18 protein-coding genes are annotated in these 15,267 nt (G+C 61.4%); 9 read left to right on the forward strand and 9 right to left on the reverse strand.

The annotated features are described in order from the left end of the window. Positions 1–99: 99 nt before the first annotated feature. Both NKF25_RS19235 and purL read left to right on the forward strand, forming a co-directional pair. Positions 100–264, forward strand: coding sequence for a hypothetical protein (locus NKF25_RS19235; protein WP_253228254.1), 165 nt, complete (start codon positions 100–102; stop codon positions 262–264). Positions 265–968: 704 nt separating this feature from the next. Then, positions 969–3,098 carry a phosphoribosylformylglycinamidine synthase subunit PurL gene (gene purL, locus NKF25_RS19240; protein WP_253228255.1) on the forward strand — a complete coding sequence of 710 codons (2,130 nt, stop codon included), beginning with the start codon at positions 969–971 and terminating at the stop codon, positions 3,096–3,098. Between the two features lie 91 nt (positions 3,099–3,189). Here the strand turns inward: purL and NKF25_RS19245 are convergent, their stop codons facing one another. Both NKF25_RS19245 and NKF25_RS19250 read right to left on the reverse strand, forming a co-directional pair. Then, entirely contained in the window at positions 3,190–3,345 is a 156-nt protein-coding gene (locus NKF25_RS19245) for a hypothetical protein (RefSeq protein WP_253228256.1), read from the reverse strand. 67 nt (positions 3,346–3,412) lie between these two features. Then, entirely contained in the window at positions 3,413–3,811 is a 399-nt protein-coding gene (locus NKF25_RS19250) for a hypothetical protein (protein WP_253228257.1), read from the reverse strand. A gap of 153 nt (positions 3,812–3,964) precedes the next feature. Between NKF25_RS19250 and NKF25_RS19255 the strand changes: the two genes are divergently transcribed. After that, positions 3,965–5,038: a S66 peptidase family protein gene (locus NKF25_RS19255; RefSeq protein WP_253228258.1), complete on the forward strand. Its 1,074-nt coding sequence runs from the start codon at positions 3,965–3,967 to the stop codon at positions 5,036–5,038. Positions 5,039–5,077: 39 nt separating this feature from the next. Further along, positions 5,078–5,506: a CopG family ribbon-helix-helix protein gene (locus tag NKF25_RS19260; protein ID WP_253228259.1), complete on the forward strand. Its 429-nt coding sequence runs from the start codon at positions 5,078–5,080 to the stop codon at positions 5,504–5,506. A 2-nt stretch (positions 5,507–5,508) separates the two neighbouring features. On the opposite strand, the gene NKF25_RS19265 is transcribed toward NKF25_RS19260, so the two are convergent. After that, a complete protein-coding gene (locus tag NKF25_RS19265) occupies positions 5,509–5,856 on the reverse strand; it encodes a DUF192 domain-containing protein (protein WP_253228260.1) in 348 nt (115 codons plus the stop codon). Positions 5,857–5,916: 60 nt separating this feature from the next. Between NKF25_RS19265 and NKF25_RS19270 the strand changes: the two genes are divergently transcribed. Further along, positions 5,917–6,444, forward strand: coding sequence for a hypothetical protein (locus NKF25_RS19270; RefSeq protein ID WP_253228261.1), 528 nt, complete (start codon positions 5,917–5,919; stop codon positions 6,442–6,444). An 8-nt stretch (positions 6,445–6,452) separates the two neighbouring features. Here NKF25_RS19270 and NKF25_RS19275 read toward each other — a convergent pair whose 3' ends face one another. After that, positions 6,453–7,892 (reverse strand): cation:proton antiporter, encoded by a 1,440-nt coding sequence (locus tag NKF25_RS19275; RefSeq protein ID WP_253228262.1) that lies wholly within the window; start codon positions 7,890–7,892, stop codon positions 6,453–6,455. Positions 7,893–8,099: 207 nt separating this feature from the next. Here NKF25_RS19275 and NKF25_RS19280 point away from each other — a divergent pair, with 207 nt between their 5' ends. Continuing rightward, positions 8,100–9,491, forward strand: a complete 1,392-nt coding sequence (locus NKF25_RS19280; RefSeq protein ID WP_253228263.1) for an NAD-dependent succinate-semialdehyde dehydrogenase — start codon at positions 8,100–8,102, stop codon at positions 9,489–9,491. A gap of 118 nt (positions 9,492–9,609) precedes the next feature. After that, positions 9,610–10,017, forward strand: a complete 408-nt coding sequence (locus tag NKF25_RS19285; RefSeq protein WP_253228264.1) for a DUF5518 domain-containing protein — start codon at positions 9,610–9,612, stop codon at positions 10,015–10,017. A gap of 9 nt (positions 10,018–10,026) precedes the next feature. Here the strand turns inward: NKF25_RS19285 and nth are convergent, their stop codons facing one another. From nth to NKF25_RS19300, 3 genes are all read right to left on the reverse strand, one after another. Then, a complete protein-coding gene (gene nth, locus NKF25_RS19290) occupies positions 10,027–10,833 on the reverse strand; it encodes an endonuclease III (protein WP_253228265.1) in 807 nt (268 codons plus the stop codon). Positions 10,834–10,903: 70 nt separating this feature from the next. After that, the gene (locus tag NKF25_RS19295; protein WP_253228266.1) at positions 10,904–11,317 is read right to left on the reverse strand and encodes a DUF371 domain-containing protein; all 414 of its coding nucleotides are present in this window, start codon (positions 11,315–11,317) and stop codon (positions 10,904–10,906) included. A gap of 83 nt (positions 11,318–11,400) precedes the next feature. After that, a complete protein-coding gene (locus tag NKF25_RS19300) occupies positions 11,401–11,553 on the reverse strand; it encodes a hypothetical protein (RefSeq protein WP_253228267.1) in 153 nt (50 codons plus the stop codon). 414 nt (positions 11,554–11,967) lie between these two features. Here NKF25_RS19300 and NKF25_RS19305 point away from each other — a divergent pair, with 414 nt between their 5' ends. After that, on the forward strand, positions 11,968–12,831 hold the full coding sequence (locus NKF25_RS19305; protein ID WP_066143488.1) for a phosphoserine phosphatase: 864 nt from the start codon (positions 11,968–11,970) through the stop codon (positions 12,829–12,831). A 55-nt stretch (positions 12,832–12,886) separates the two neighbouring features. Continuing rightward, on the forward strand, positions 12,887–13,915 hold the full coding sequence (gene sppA, locus NKF25_RS19310; protein WP_253228268.1) for a signal peptide peptidase SppA: 1,029 nt from the start codon (positions 12,887–12,889) through the stop codon (positions 13,913–13,915). A gap of 6 nt (positions 13,916–13,921) precedes the next feature. Here the strand turns inward: sppA and NKF25_RS19315 are convergent, their stop codons facing one another. Together NKF25_RS19315 and NKF25_RS24385 are read right to left on the reverse strand one after the other, a co-directional pair. Continuing rightward, the gene (locus NKF25_RS19315; RefSeq protein ID WP_253228269.1) at positions 13,922–14,905 is read right to left on the reverse strand and encodes an NAD-dependent epimerase/dehydratase family protein; all 984 of its coding nucleotides are present in this window, start codon (positions 14,903–14,905) and stop codon (positions 13,922–13,924) included. 133 nt (positions 14,906–15,038) lie between these two features. Beyond that, on the reverse strand, positions 15,039–15,242 hold the full coding sequence (locus NKF25_RS24385; RefSeq protein WP_342766339.1) for an HVO_0758 family zinc finger protein: 204 nt from the start codon (positions 15,240–15,242) through the stop codon (positions 15,039–15,041). Positions 15,243–15,267 lie beyond the last annotated feature (25 nt).

Raw genomic sequence — 15,267 nt, forward strand, 5'->3', positions numbered from 1 at the left:
ATACGTTCCGCGTGCCCTTGTTCGCCCAGCGGCGACCGAGTTCGCGCGGAATGACATTGTAACACAAAGTATTTGCCGGGAGATTTTCTGCTCACTAGTATGATGGCAGATACACGAACGGGTCTCGAGAACCTAACGTTGAAAGCGGTGACGTACGCGACAACACCGGCCGTCATCCTTTTCATCGGCCTGGTGATGGCCAGTCAAGGACGGGTGCGGGAAGGGTTCCAGTACGTCGGTGGCGACTGGCGTCAACCGGTCTGACTTACGCGACAACGACGCTCCGTCGTGCGTTTCAGGAGGTCAGTATCGAACACGCGGACGTGACGGTCGTATCGACGTGTATTCGTGTATGAGGACACGTCGTACTGTCGTCCCCCACGGTACGAACGTCCAACTTTTGCTCGTCGTCTTCCCCTGATTCCGAATTAGCAAGCCATCTCCTTAACCAGGAGCGTGACCAATATACATCGTTGGGGGTGGTACCGTAGGTCGAAGTACACGAATCTATCACGTCACTGTCGGGAATCGGACGGTTCCCGCTCGAACAGCAATTTCTCCCGAAGCGTGGGGTGTTGTGCTCATTCATCCCCACGTTTCCTCGAATCGTAACGCGAACCCCTGAACGTATGCCTCGTTTATGAGTAGTTCCACTGTAAGGAGCGTTGTCCACCTCCCGCTACCGCGAGCGAACGTGTGTGACAGACGCAAACTCGGTTTTGATTATACATATTTCCGGCCAAAAGAACAATGGAAGTTACGAAGGAAGAACGGTTCGTCGGGGTGCCCATGATTATGATTGCCAAAGCCTCCCCCCGACGATCGTGAGGACGTTCACGACGACTTCACCCACCTATCCTCACGTTCGATGTAGAAGACGCTCCTGTCATTCGTCACGGCCATCCGAATCCACACACGTTCGTGCACATGGAAAGGCATTAATCCGCCCTGTTTGTACAAACCAGTGAATGAGTTTGGACGACTCCGACCGAGAGTTGGTCGTCGCGGAACTCGGCCGCGACCCGACATCGGCCGAGGAAGCGCTGTTCGAGAACCTCTGGAGTGAACACTGTGCGTATCGGTCGTCGCGGCCCCTGCTGTCGGCGTTCGAGTCCGAGAGCGACGACGTTGTCATCGGGCCGGGTGACGACGCCGCCGTGGTCGAACTTCCGTCGGCCGACGCCGACTCCACTTACATCACGATGGGTATCGAGAGCCACAACCACCCGTCCTACGTGGATCCGTACGACGGCGCGGCGACGGGCGTTGGCGGCATCGTCCGCGACACGCTGTCGATGGGTGCGTACCCCATCGCGCTCGCGGACAGCCTCTACTTCGGCGGCTTCGACCGCGAGCACTCGCGTTACCTGCTGGAGGGCGTCGTGGAGGGTATCGCCGACTACGGCAACTCCATCGGCGTGCCGACGGTGACGGGGAGCACGCAGTTCCACGAGGACTACGAGGGGAACCCGCTCGTCAACGTGGCCTGCGTCGGACTGCTTCCCGCGGAGCGTCTCATCACGGCCGAAGCGCAGGAACCGGGCAACAAACTCCTGCTCGTCGGCAACTCGACGGGGCGTGACGGACTCGGCGGCGCGAGTTTCGCCAGCGAGGACCTCGGCGAGGACGCGGAGACGGAGGACCGCCCGGCGGTGCAGGTCGGCGACCCGTACACTGAAAAACTGCTCATCGAGGCGAACGAGGAACTCGTTGACGGGAGCCTCGTCGAATCCGCACGCGACCTCGGCGCGGCGGGACTCGGTGGCGCGTCGAGCGAACTGGTGGCGAAGGGCGAACTCGGGGCCGACATCGAACTCGGCCGCGTCCACCAGCGCGAACCGAACATGAACGCGATGGAAATCCTGCTGGCCGAATCACAGGAGCGCATGGTGTACGAAGTGCGTCCCGAGAACGTCGATGCGGTCTCCGAAATCGCCGACAAGTACGACCTCGGTTGCACCGTCATCGGCGACGTGACCGACGGCAACTACGTCTGCGAGTTCGAGGGCGAGACGGTCGTGGACGTGCCCGCCGAGTTCCTCGGTGACGGCGCGCCGATGAACGACCTCCCGTCGGAAGCGCCGACGCAACCGAACCGCGACCTGCCGGACGCCGACGTGCGCGAAGCGTTCGAATCGGTCGTCGGGTCGCCCAACTGTGCGAACAAGTCGTGGGTGTACCGCCAGTACGACCACGAAGTCCAGACGCGGACCTCGGTGCTTCCGGGCGACGATTCGGCCGTCCTCGCGATTCGCCGCGCCGAACTCGGTCTCGCGTTCTCATCCGGCGCGAACCCCAACTGGACGACGACGGCACCCTACGACGGTTCCCGTGCGGTCGCGCTCGAAAACGCAACCAACCTCGCGGCCAAAGGCGCGACGCCGCTCGCCGCGGTCGATTGCCTGAACGGTGGCAATCCCGAGAAACCGGACGTGTACGGCGGATTCAAGGGCATCGTGGACGGTCTCGCCGACATGTGTTCCGAACTCGACGTACCGGTCGTCGGCGGGAACGTCTCGCTGTACAACGACTCGCCGAGCGGCCCGATTCCGCCGACGCCAACCCTGGCGATGACGGGGACGACGGAGGGGTACGACGCACCACCGACGGAACTCGCAGGCGAGGGAACCCTGTTGCTCGTCGGCGAACCCGCCGCCGAACTCGGCGGATCCGAATACCTCGCACAGGTGGGCGGGAGCGACCGCTTCCCGACGCTTCCGGAGAACGCGAGCGAACGCCTCGCCACCCTCCGCGATGTCGTGACAGGAGACGCCACCCTCGCCGTCCACGACGTGAGCGACGGCGGTCTCGCGGTAACACTCGCCGAGATGGTGTCGGACGACGCCGGGGCGACGGTTTCGCTCGATGACGTCGACGCCCACGAGTCGCTGTTCAGCGAACTCCCCGGTCGTGCCGTGGTCGAGACGACCGATCCGGACGCCGTCGTCGAAGCATTCGACGGGGTCGCCCCGGTCACCGAACTCGGAGAGGCGAACGACTCGGGAACCCTCCAAATCGACGCCGATGTCGAGGGTCTCCGCTACACGGCGGACGAAATCGCTGAGCTACGGAACGTCCTCGTTCGGGAACTGGAGTAAGCCCGTCTCAGCCGTAAGGAAGATCGCCACACAGAATTCTTTTCACGGATCTCTCATCGGAACTGTCGACGGGAAGCGGACAGAAACGAGTTTAGATCAAGAGCGGAACGCCGAACACGAGGATTGCGCCGATGACGAAGACGACGAGTCCGGTCGTCACCTGTCCCATCGTGAACTCCTGCATCGGGGAGGTCAATCGCGTCATTCCGTCCGAGTGCTGTACCGGGTCCGTGTCTTCCGTGCTCATGAATGAGTTTCAGTCCGTGCGGTACTTCGATGTATCGGTGTTTCAGCGCCGTCGTGCGGGACGGGTTTCAGAACAGGAACAGAAAGTTGTGAACCCCGAGGAAGGAGTACCAAGCGCCTGCTGAGAGATAGATCGTGGTTCTGAAGGCGGCCGGGTAGCCGGTCGGTACCCACGAACTCGGAAATACACGCTCGAAAAGGAGGCCGCTCTCGGCGAGGAGGGTGACGCCGATGACGGCGAACAAGAGGGTGAGGAGCGACCCGGCAACCATACCGAAATGATCCATGAGCGTCCGGGTGAGCCACACCGATTCGAAGACGTCCGTTCGGAGTTTGAGGACGGTGATGGTGCTCACGGCGTCGAGCGTCTTCCCCCCGACGAGTGCCGCCAACAACCACGCCCGATTCGGAGCGAGCGCCGGCCACGCGTGGCGCGTCTCGAATCCGTCCACGGAGCGGTTTGACATACACACAGGGACACCGTTTCGACTCTTTGTTATGGCACGATTAAGTTCGAATTAGGATAGCTCTGTCAGCAAATTTTTCGATTAATAGCCCGTTAGTGGAACCGTAACTGATGGGTGGAAAGCTATTTTAGACACATCGGGGACATGTATCCCATGACCGATTTCATCCTGCCGCCCGCACTCGAATCGGGCGACGACGTGGCCATCATCGCTCCCGGAACGAGCCTCGCAACGGTGTTCCCGGACGTCTACGAATTGGGACTGGAGCGCCTCGAATCGGTATTCGGCCTGAACCCAGTCGAATTCCCGACGGCGACGAAATCCCCCGAGTGGTTGTACGACCACCCTGAAGCGCGGGCGAAGGACGTGATGGACGCCTTCGCGGACACCGACATCGCAGGCGTCATCGCGGTCATCGGCGGGGCCGACCAAGTTCGAATCCTGCCACACCTCGACACGGATGTGCTCCACGAGAACCCGACGCGGTTCTACAGCATCAGCGACAACACGAACCTCCAGATGGCGCTTTGGAACGAGGGAATCGTCTCGTTTTACGGCGGTTGTCTCTTCACCGAGTTCGCCATGCAGGGGTCGATGCACGAGTACACCGTGGAGTATCTGAAGCGGGCGATGTTCGAAGATTCGTTCGGCGAACTCCGCCCGTCCGAGCGATTCACCGATGAGGACCTGGACTGGGACGATCCCGAAAATCTCCACGAACGTCGAGAAATGGAACCGAATCCAGGATGGGAGTGGCGCGGCGGCGGCAGCACTGTCGATGCGGACGAAACCGTCACGGGCAGAACGTGGGGTGGCTGTCTCGCCGTCGTCGACCAGCAGTTATCCGTCAATCGCTATCTCCCCCCTGCCGGGGAACTCGACGGTGCGGTTCTCCTGCTCGAAACGTCCGAGGAACTGCCGAGCGAGTTCGACGTTCGCTGGACGCTGATGGGAATGGGCGAACGCGGACTGCTCTCGCGGTTTTCGGCCGTGCTCGTCGGACGGGCGAAAGCGCGGGCCGTCGAGGACCAGCGACCACCCGAAGAACGCGCGGCCTACCGCGAACGCCAACGTGACGCCATCACCGACCTCGTCGGCGAGTACAACCCGGATGCGCCGGTCGTTTTCGACCTCGACTTCGGTCACACCGCGCCGGTCGCCCCGATTCCAGTCGGCGGCAAAGCGACGGTCGATCCGACGGAAGAACGGATCACGTTCGAGTACTGATAATAAGATTCTAATAGCGATCCGGTGCTGAGTTAATACATGACCGTCGTGAGCGTCTCCATGCCCGACGAACTGCTCTCTAGAATCGACCAATTCGCCGACGAGCACGGCTACACCGGACGGAGCGAGGTCGTCCGCGAAGCCAGTCGAAACCTCCTCGGCGAGTTCGAGGACCGCAGGCTCGAAGACCGTGAACTGATGGGCATCGTCACGGTGATGTTCGATTACGAGACGACGAACGTCGAGGAGCGGATGATGCACTTGCGTCACGAACACGAAGGACTCGTTGCCTCGAACTTCCACAGCCACATCGGTGACCACCACTGTATGGAACTGTTCGTCCTCGAAGGCACGCTCGAAGAGATTTCGACCTTCGTCGGCAAGATTCGCGCCACGAAGGACACGCTGACCGTCGATTATTCGGTGACACCCGTGGACGGCTTCTCGCCGCTCCAGGACATCGAGTAGAGTTATTCGATCAACCGAACCGAATCGCCGACCGACACGTCGGCGGCACTACCCGCTGGCAGTTCGAATAACGTGTCCGCCTCGGCTTTTCCCAGTCCGGTCCACGCGGAGAGTCGTTTGACGTGCTGGACTTCCCCCTCCGTCGCCCACACGGCGTCGAGTGCGAACGGAACGAACACCATGTGCACGTCCCGGGCATCGACGTCGCCGAACCGGAACGCCAGCGCGTAGTCGTCCGGAATCGACCGCCGGAACATCAACCCCTTCGCCTGCGAGAGAAACGAATCCGCCGTCTCGACATCGTTCGCTAGCGTCTCCGACCGTCCGTCCGATTCGTGTACGACGCGCACGTCGCCAACTCCTCAGGCGGGAGACAAAACTTTTGTGCGAGAGCGCCGCCACCCACGACCATGGAGAAAACCCCGTCGGGGACCGCCGTCGGCGTGGACGACCCCTACGAACACGCCGGACTCTGTGATCACCTGACCGACGAGGGAAACTGCCGCTACGCGTTCGAGCATCCGGAACACGACCCCGAGTTCGCCCGCGAACGTCGAGAGGAGGAGTTTCGCTGTCCTGTCGCGGACCCGGACGGCGATTGGGAGTGGAGCGACTGTCCGCACTATCGCTGTCGCAACCGCGACCGCGAATGCATCCGCTGCGGTCTCGAAGAGCGGCGGATGGCCCACTCCGACGAACGCCCGCTGCTGGAAGAACACCACCTCTCGTACGCCGGAGGCGGCGAGACGCTTTCTCACGAAATCACGGTGTACCTCTGTCGGTGGTGTCACGCGAAGGTCCACAAATCGTGGGCGCGTATCGACGACGACGTGAATCCCGACCCGGAAGCCATCGCCGAGGCCGAAGGACGACGAAGTAAGGAACAGGTCGAAACGGCGTTCGAGACGGCGGCCGAGCGGTACGACCGCGAGAAGTAGCGGACCGATTAACTGCTCGAATCCGACGAATCGCTCGAATCCGATGAGCTATCCGATCCGGACGAACCATCCGAGTTCGTCGAACTATCCGAATCCGATTCGCTCGATCCGGACGAACCGTCCGAACTCGACCCCGAGGAACTACTTGACCCGGACGAATCGCTCGAATCAGACGTGCCACCCGACCCAGACGAGTTGCCCGAATCCGCCCCGTTCGACCCCGACGAACTATCCGCATCCGACGAACCGCCCGCCGTTCCCGACCCCTTCTCCTTGCTTTTCTTCGCCTCGGCGCGTTCGACCGCCCGCTTCAGTAGCGACGGGGTCAACAGGACGGAGATAACGAAGACGACCAGATAGGCGACGAATATCTGGTTGCCGACGATGTGTTGGGCCACGCCGAGCGAGACGATGGCGATGCCGGATTCGGAGCGGGGCAGCAGCGCGAATCCCAGGATGAGCGAGTGTTCTCGCTGCCCGCCCGCGATGATGTTGCCGACGTAACCCGCGATGAAGTTCGACAGGAGACCGAACACCGCGAAGACGACGATAAAGGTGTTGACGGTTAGCGCACCGAGATCCATTCGTGCGCCGATGGCGACGAAGTAGAGCGGGATGAACACCCCGTACGCGATACCGTACACGTCCGACTGGAGGCTCTTGCCTTCCAGTCGCTTGTTCGTGGAGACCACCAATCCGATGGTGAGCGCGCCGATGAAGTACGAGAGGTCCACCGCGTCGGAGGCGTAGCCGAAAATGAAGAGAAGGCCGAGGATTCCGATGAAGTCCGACATGCCGACTTCGGATTTCGACAGCAGGTCGGAGACGGGGTCGAGTAGGAAACGGTAGAAAATCGCCGCGGCGACGAAGAACAGCGCGGCCAACCCGAGCGCGGAGATGGTTCCCATGGCCCCCCCGGCGACGAAGAACAGGGGCAAGATGGAGATACCCAGCAGGCCGACCACGTCGTCCACGACCGACGCGCCGAGGATCCAGCGACCGTACTGCGTGTCGAGTTTGTTCAGCGACAGCAGGGTTCGGACGACGATGGAGACCGATGTCACCGAGAGGATGAGGCCGAGGTAGAGGCTCGATTCCAACCCTTGGCCGAAGTAGCTCCCGATGATGTAGCCGACGATGAACGGGAGAAAGACGCCCGACAATCCGATTATCAGCACGGGACGAAACGCGGCCAGCAGGTCGCTCAGGTCGATCTGCTGATAGCCGACGTCGAAAAAGAGCAACAGGCCGCCGATGGTTGCGATGAGGATGAACGGGCTGTTCTCGGCCGTGCTGCTGATGAGCATGGCGACTGACGGTCCGAGAATGACGCCCGCGAGAATTTCACCGAGAAATCCCGGTTCGCCGAGTCGTTCGATGGCCTCGCTGAGAACGAGCGAGAGCAACAGACTCACCCCGATGACGAGGAAGATTTCGAGCGACGCCATTATCGACTCCTCCCGCCCCCCGAACGATTCATGTGAGAATACTGGTCGGTTGGGATTCGCATAAGTATGGGGCGCGTATGGACGGAAACGGACGATTGTTCGACGGTACCATCATCGAAATGGAACTAGACCACCCTTTCTTCCCAGTACCATCGGCTTGCGTGGGCCGCCACAGCGTACATGCCCATGGACGATGTCGCGTCATCCATGGAGAGTCTCAATCCCGCAACGGGCGAGGTAGTGGGGACGTACGACGACGACGACGGGAGTTCGGTGGACGAGAAACTGCAGCGCGCAACCGAAACCTACGACGAGTGGCGACACACGCCGATAGAGGAACGCCAGCGACTCATCGGGGAGGCGGGGGACGTCCTCCGCGACAACAAGGAGGAGTACGGCGAGTTGATGACGAAGGAGATGGGAAAACCCCTCGACGCCGCGATTTCGGAGGTCGAGAAATGCGCGTGGGTGTGTGACTACTACGCCGAGCACGCCGCGGAGTTCCTGCAGGACGAACACATCGGCACGGAGGCCGAGGTGGAATCGTACGTCTCGTACGAACCGCTCGGGCCGGTGCTCGCCGTGATGCCGTGGAACTTCCCGTTCTGGCAGGTGTTCCGGTTCATCGGACCGAACATCACGGCGGGGAACGTCGGCCTGCTCAAACACGCCTCGAACGTTCCGGGGTGTGCCATGGCGATTCAGGAAGTGTTGGAGGAAGCCGGTTTCCCGGAGGGCGTGTTCACTACCCTGCTCGTCGGGTCTGACACGGTCGAGAGCATCATCGAGGACGAACGACTCGAAGCCGTGACGCTGACGGGGAGCGAAGGGGCCGGACGCGCCGTCGCCGAAACGGCCGGGAAGAACCTCAAGAAGACAGTCCTCGAACTCGGCGGGAGCGACCCGTTCGTCGTCCTCCCCGACGCCGACGTCGAGGACGCGGCCACGACGGGCGCGCAGGCCCGCTGTATCAACAACGGCCAGTCCTGTATCGCCGCGAAGCGGTTCGTCGTCCACGAGGACGTGTACGACGAGTTCCTCGAAACGTTCACGGACGAGATGGAGTCGCTGACCATCGGCGACCCGATGGACGACGACACCGACATCGGCCCGCAGGCCCGCGAGGACCTGATGGAGGACCTCCACGAACAGGTCGAGGTGAGCGCGGACGCGGGCGCGACCGTCGAACTCGGCGGCGAACCGCTCGACAGGGACGGGCCGTACTACCCGCCGACAGTGCTCACCGACATTCCAGAGGGCAGTCCCGCCGCGGACGAGGAACTGTTCGGTCCCGTAGCCTCGGTTTTCAACGTTTCCAGCACCGAGGAAGCGATTCGACGCGCCAATGACACCACCTACGGACTCGGCGCGAGCGTCTGGACGCAGGACAAACGGCAGGCGAAGGAGGTCGCCAGCGAAATCGAGTCGGGCATGGTGTTCGTCAACGAACTCGTCAAATCCGACCCCCGTCTGCCGTTCGGCGGCGTGAAGGATTCGGGCTACGGCCGCGAACTCTCGAAACACGGCATCCACGAGTTCGTCAACAAGAAGACGATGTGGCTGTCGGACGTGTCCCACTCCGAGGGCGGCGTGGAGTAGAGAATCGGACGATTTTCGCTATCGGTAGGGGTAGCTAGTTTTTACTCGTCAACAAATATATGCACGCATGAATGTATAGCATACAAACAAACCCATGATTAGAGATCTGCGTGAATTCGTGACGGCTCATCCGTGGGCGTACGCGCTGCCCGCGGGAGTCATTTCGGCCGCTTACGTCCTAATCAACGCACCATACCCCGGAACGCTCGACTTCGGCATCGTATTCTGGACGGGACTGCTCGGCGGAGTAGTAACCCTCGGCGGAAAGAAAGAAGCGCAGGGAATCGGGTTTCGAACCGGATTGGTCGGGTCACTTCCGATCTTGTGGGATATGGTCCCCACGGTCGGTGAGATTTTACAGTTCGACCAGCCCGTATTTTTCGGAGTCTTGGAGGTACTCATCGTATTGGTACTGATCGCGTTCGTTGCCGTGATGGTCGGTGTGTCCGGGGCAATCGCCGCGATGATCGGGAGATGGCTGTCACGTAAATTCGGTTCGGAGAAACCCGAACCAGTCAGTAGCTAAAACCCAGTTTCACCGTCCCGATTCCGCCGGGTCGACGACCGTACCGTTTTCCACGTCCACCCCGACCTGCTCGCACAGATCCGCCATCGGGCATTCCTCCTCGCCGTCCAGACACGAGGGCTTCCGGGCGGAGCAGTACTCACGCCCGAACTGAATGCTCGCCGTGTGTCCGAACCCGCATTTCTCGGCCGGAACCTCGTCCTCCAGCACCTCTCGAACTTCCTCGTGGTCGGCGTCCGGCGGCGCGATGCCCATCCTGCGATAGATCCGGTGGACGTGCGTGTCCACGGGGAACACGCCCGATTGCCCGCCGGAAAAGAGAAGCACGCAGTCGGCCGTCTTCGGCCCGACGCCGTTCATCTCCAGTAGGGCGTTTCGAACCTCGCTCGGTTCCTCCTCCCTGACGAACTCGTCGAACGCCGCCGCGCTCCCGTACTCCGCGAGGACGTTCTCGGCCGATTCGATGATCACGTCCGCCTTCTGGTTGTACAGTCCGGCGGAGTGAATCGTGTCCGCGAGTTCGCCGTGCTCGGCCTTGGCGAGGTTTTCGGCGAGGTCGTCGCCGCCGTACTCGACCACGAGGTCGTCGTGGGCCGGTTGGCTGGCCACGTCGCTGGTGTTCTGGCTGAGGATGGTGCGGACGAGGCAGGTGAAGGCGTCCTGCCCGCCATACGATTTCTGCCAGTACAGTTCGCCGAGTCGGTCCACGACCTCCTCGGCGCGGGTCTCGGCGTCCGCGGGTGTGAACTCGGCGGCCATACCGCCGCCGTCCGCCCCGCCGCTGATGTTCTCGGCGGGTTCCGGGTCGTCGCTCATACACCACTCTCGGGTCGCTATCGGATAAAAACCATCGGGCGGTGGACCGTCGCGTTCGGTCGGTTTCGGACTACTCCACTTCGACGGTGACGACGGTTTCCAATCCGTTCTCCAGCGCGGTCACGAGGTCCCGGTTGAACCCCTCGGCGGCGAACTCACAGCCGAGGACGAACGTTCGCTCGTCCACGTAGTCGCTGGTGCGGCCGACCATGCTTCGGTCGCTGTCGAATTCGAGGTCGGGATGGCCGTGGCCGGTGACGGTCTCGGAGTGGTCGCCCGCCTCGACGGTCACGGTTATCGTGGCGTCCTCGTCCCGGCAGGCCTCCACGAAGTCGGGGTCGAAGTCGGCGGGTGCGCGGTCGGCCTCGATGGCGAGGATGCAGTCACCCGCGGGCGTGAGAAAGTCATCGGTCGTGATTTCGAACGTGCTCGCGTGGCGAGCGGATACGTTCTCGTGGCCGCGTGCGTGGATCGTTTCCTTCATGCGTCGGCTTTCCACGGGGGCCACTTCAGCGTCGTCATTTCCGGTTCGTGTTTGGGTGTCGCGGTTGGGGTTCGCGTTCCCGGTCAGCGTGTGACCGTCACCGTAACTGCGCCACAATCACACTCGTATGCGCGGCGCGTACCCGCGCTGGTCTGCATCGACAACATCAGATGTCGCTCGGCCAGTTCGCGGTCGCAATCCGTCGCTTCACACGTACATCGGAGCGCTTCTATCATACCTCGATTTCCGTCCGCCACCCACGTTAAATCGACCCGTATCCGGAGTGAAAGTGAAAATCCGACGTAGCGTGCCTCTCTCGGGCATTTTCCCCAAATAGGAACGATGTTGCTTCAATTCGTCCGCCTCTACCGCTTGCATGTGCCAACCATTCTTTATAAACTCCATTGGAGGTGTGTGTCAACCGTTTCCACGGGGTACGGAGCGTGTGCTAGGCGTTTCCACATAATTTGAGGGCACAACTTTTAAATAGCTATGCCGAATACTTCGTAATACCTGAACGCTTCCGGCGTCACGGTAGCACCGCGCGTCAACCAATGATATGGGAATATTGTCATCGGATGGTTGGAACTCGTAGAAGAGTAGCGATGCTATCATTTGCCGGAGTGGAAGGAACCGAGGTTTAACTAAGAATGGTAAGCGTAACAGAAGAGGATCTTCAGAACAAGTCGAAAGGTGAACTCATTAAACTCGCAGGACAGCTCCGAGACCGACGAAACGAGCTGAATCAGCAGGCGAGCAAACGCGCGTCCAAGCGTGATGACTTGAACGCGAGCACACGGGAAAAGGTGGATGAGGCCCAAGAACACCGAGAAAAGCGTGACGAACTGAACGAGCAAGTTCAGGAACACAAAAAGAAGCGCAACGAACTCAACGCCGAGGCGAACAAACTGTTCGACCGCGTTGAGGACCGCAAATCCGACCTCGAACTCGACGAGGGAAAGGATTTGGAGCAACTCAAGAAGGAAATCGAAGAGCTTGAGTTCAAACAGCAGACGGAAGTCCTCTCCACCGAGGACGAGCGCGAACTCATCGAGAAAATCGAGGCCAAGCGCGACGAGTACACGAGCCGCAAGGAAAAGCTCGATCAGAGCGACGACCTCGAAGAACTCGTCGAAGAGGCAGAGGAGGTTCGTGCCGAAGCGAGCACGCACCACGAGAAAGTGACGGAACTCGCGGACCAGGCCCAGCAGCATCACAACAAGATGATCGAGGCCTACCGCGAAGCCGACGACATCCGTGACGACGCCGACGCGATGCACGAGAACTTCGTGGAAGCCCAGGAAGCCGCCGACCAGCACCACGAGGACTTCGTCCGCGTCCAGAAGCGCCTGCGCGAACTCGACAAGAAAGAGGAAAAGGAGCGCAAATCCGAGAAGGCCAAGGAGCGCGAAGAGGCCAAGGCCGAGGCCGAGGAAATCTACCAGCAGTTCAAGGAAGGGGAGACCCTCGACACCGAGGACCTCATGAAGCTCCAGAAGACCGGTCTGCTATAATCTGCTGACCCTTTGCTAGCGAACTTTTAACGCCGTCGCCCACCCATCTATCGATATGGCAAGCGGACGCTCGTCGAACGGGGGTGGTCGTGGGCAACGGCTCGCGATCGTTTTTGGCGGAACAGTGCTGACAGTTGTCGTCGCGTGGTGGCTGTTTCTCGATTATGCGAATACGCTCGCGGAGGTAGTGGGAATCCTGTTCGTACTGCTCGCGGGAGTCATGGGAGCGCGAGTAGCCGCCCGGTTCGCGGCCCAACGGTTTCCGTCGTACGACGTGGCGGAAGTCGCCGTGGAAGGGCCGATACGCCGGGACGGCGGCGGTGGCGGGTTCCCCTCCAGAGGTGGAACGCCAGCCGACGACATCGTGGAACAGATCGACCGGGCCAACGACGACACGAACGCGAACGGACTGTTGTTGCGGTTGAACACGCCCGGCGGTGAGGTCGTTCCCAGCGAGGATATTCGCCTCGCGGCCGAGCGGTTCGACGGCCCCACGATAGCGTACGCGACGGATACGTGTGCCAGCGGCGGCTATTGGATCGCGAGCGGGTGCGACGAACTGTTCGCCCGCGACGCCAGCATCGTCGGCAGCATCGGCGTCATCGGGTCGCGGGTAAACGCGTCCGAACTGGCCGACAAGGTCGGCCTCTCGTACGAACGACTGGCGGCGGGCAAGTACAAGGACGCTGGTGTCCCCCTGAAGGAGTTGGACGGGGACGAACGCAACTACTTGCAGGGAATCATCGACGGCCTGTACGACGACTTCGTGGAGCGCGTGGTCGCCGGACGCGACCTCGATCCCGAGACGGTTCGGGAGACTGAAGCCCGCGTATACCTCGGCGAGGAAGCGCGCGAACTGGGTCTCGTGGACGAGATCGGGACGCGGGAGGACGTCGAAGCACGACTGGCCGAGCAACTCGACGTGAGCGAGGTGTCGGTGCAGGAGTTCGAACCGACGCCGCCGCTCCGACGTCGGTTGAACCTCGGCGCGCGGGACATCGCCTACTCGTTCGGCGCAGGCGTAGCGAGCGTGCTTGGCGGCGAAACGGGGGACGCGAACGGATTCGAGTTCCGCGTTCGATAACGGGATTCACTCGACGAGCGCGTCGAGCACGGCTTCCTCTTTCTCGCGATCCGGTCCGACATCCTCGCCGATCCGTCCGGATTCGAGGTGTTCCTCGACGGTTCGAGCGATGGTTTCGGAAAGCGGCGTGGACTCCCATCCGAGGGACCCGAGTTTTTCGGTCGATGCCAGAAACGGCGTCGGCGTGTACAGCGGGAAGTCGGCGGACGAGAGGCCGTGTGTTTCCAATTCCCGCTCGCTGGCGTGGACGAGTTCGACCGCCGTGTCCATGGCGTCGGCCGCGAGTTCCAGCGAGCCATCGAGCGACATCGTCTCGCGGTCGGCGAGGTTGTACGCTTCACCGGGCGTTCCGCGCTCGGCGACGATTCGCAGGGCGCGAGCACCGTCGATGGCGTAGGCCCGGTGAAGCAGGCTCCCGCCGTCGCCCGGTACGAGAACGCGGTCGAACGTCGAGACGCGATGGAGCCAGTAGTCGAATCGCTCCGTGTAGTCGTACGGACCGTAGATGAGCATGGGTCGGACGACCATCGCGTTCACGTCCGCCTCGGCGGCGGCGAAACAGACGCGGTCACACTCGGCCTTTCGCGGGCCGTAGCTCTCCATCGACTCGTCGTCGGCCTGTTCGTCGGTGCAGTCGTGCAGCGTAGCGTCCTCCCGGATGGGTATCGGATACTCCGCGTACGCGCTTCCGCTGGAGACGTAGACGTACGCGTCCACGTCGGCGAACAGGTCGGTTGCCGTCTCGATTTGCCGGGGATGCATCACGCAAAAATCGATGACGATGTCGGGGTCGACGTCGTCCCGTGCGACTTCGAGCGCCTCGCGGTCGTTTCGATCCCCACGGATGTGTGAGACGTCCGCTCGGTCAGCGAACGGGTTGCCGGATTCGCCGCGTGTGAACGTCGTCACCTCGTACTCGTGATCGAGCAGTTCCTCGACCGTGTGTCGTCCCATGAACCGTGTGCCGCCGACGAGCAGTGCGCGAGCCATACGACTGGTGCGAGTGACTGGCCGATAAACCTACAGGAACCAGCGAATTCGACAGTCTCGGGGACGACACGTCGGACGACGTATCGCCACGCGAGCACCGCACGTGACGAGCGCTTCGGAGAGAATAATATATTTACAATACTTTCCACTTGCTACCACAATCAGGACACAATCGAACCGAGTAGACCTCGGATGGATCGTTTCTTGTTTTCAAGGATTCTCGGCAGTCCGAGCACGAGAGTCTCCCGTACGTGTCTTTCTCGACCTCGCCCTTCCGTAGACCACTTCGAACCGATTGCATTGAACCGTCATACATCAGCTGTTGACATATAGGCATCGACGGAACTGGTTTTCAGTTTACA

The organism is Haladaptatus sp. AB643 (assembly GCF_024136975.1).
GTDB lineage: Archaea > Halobacteriota > Halobacteria > Halobacteriales > Haladaptataceae > Haladaptatus.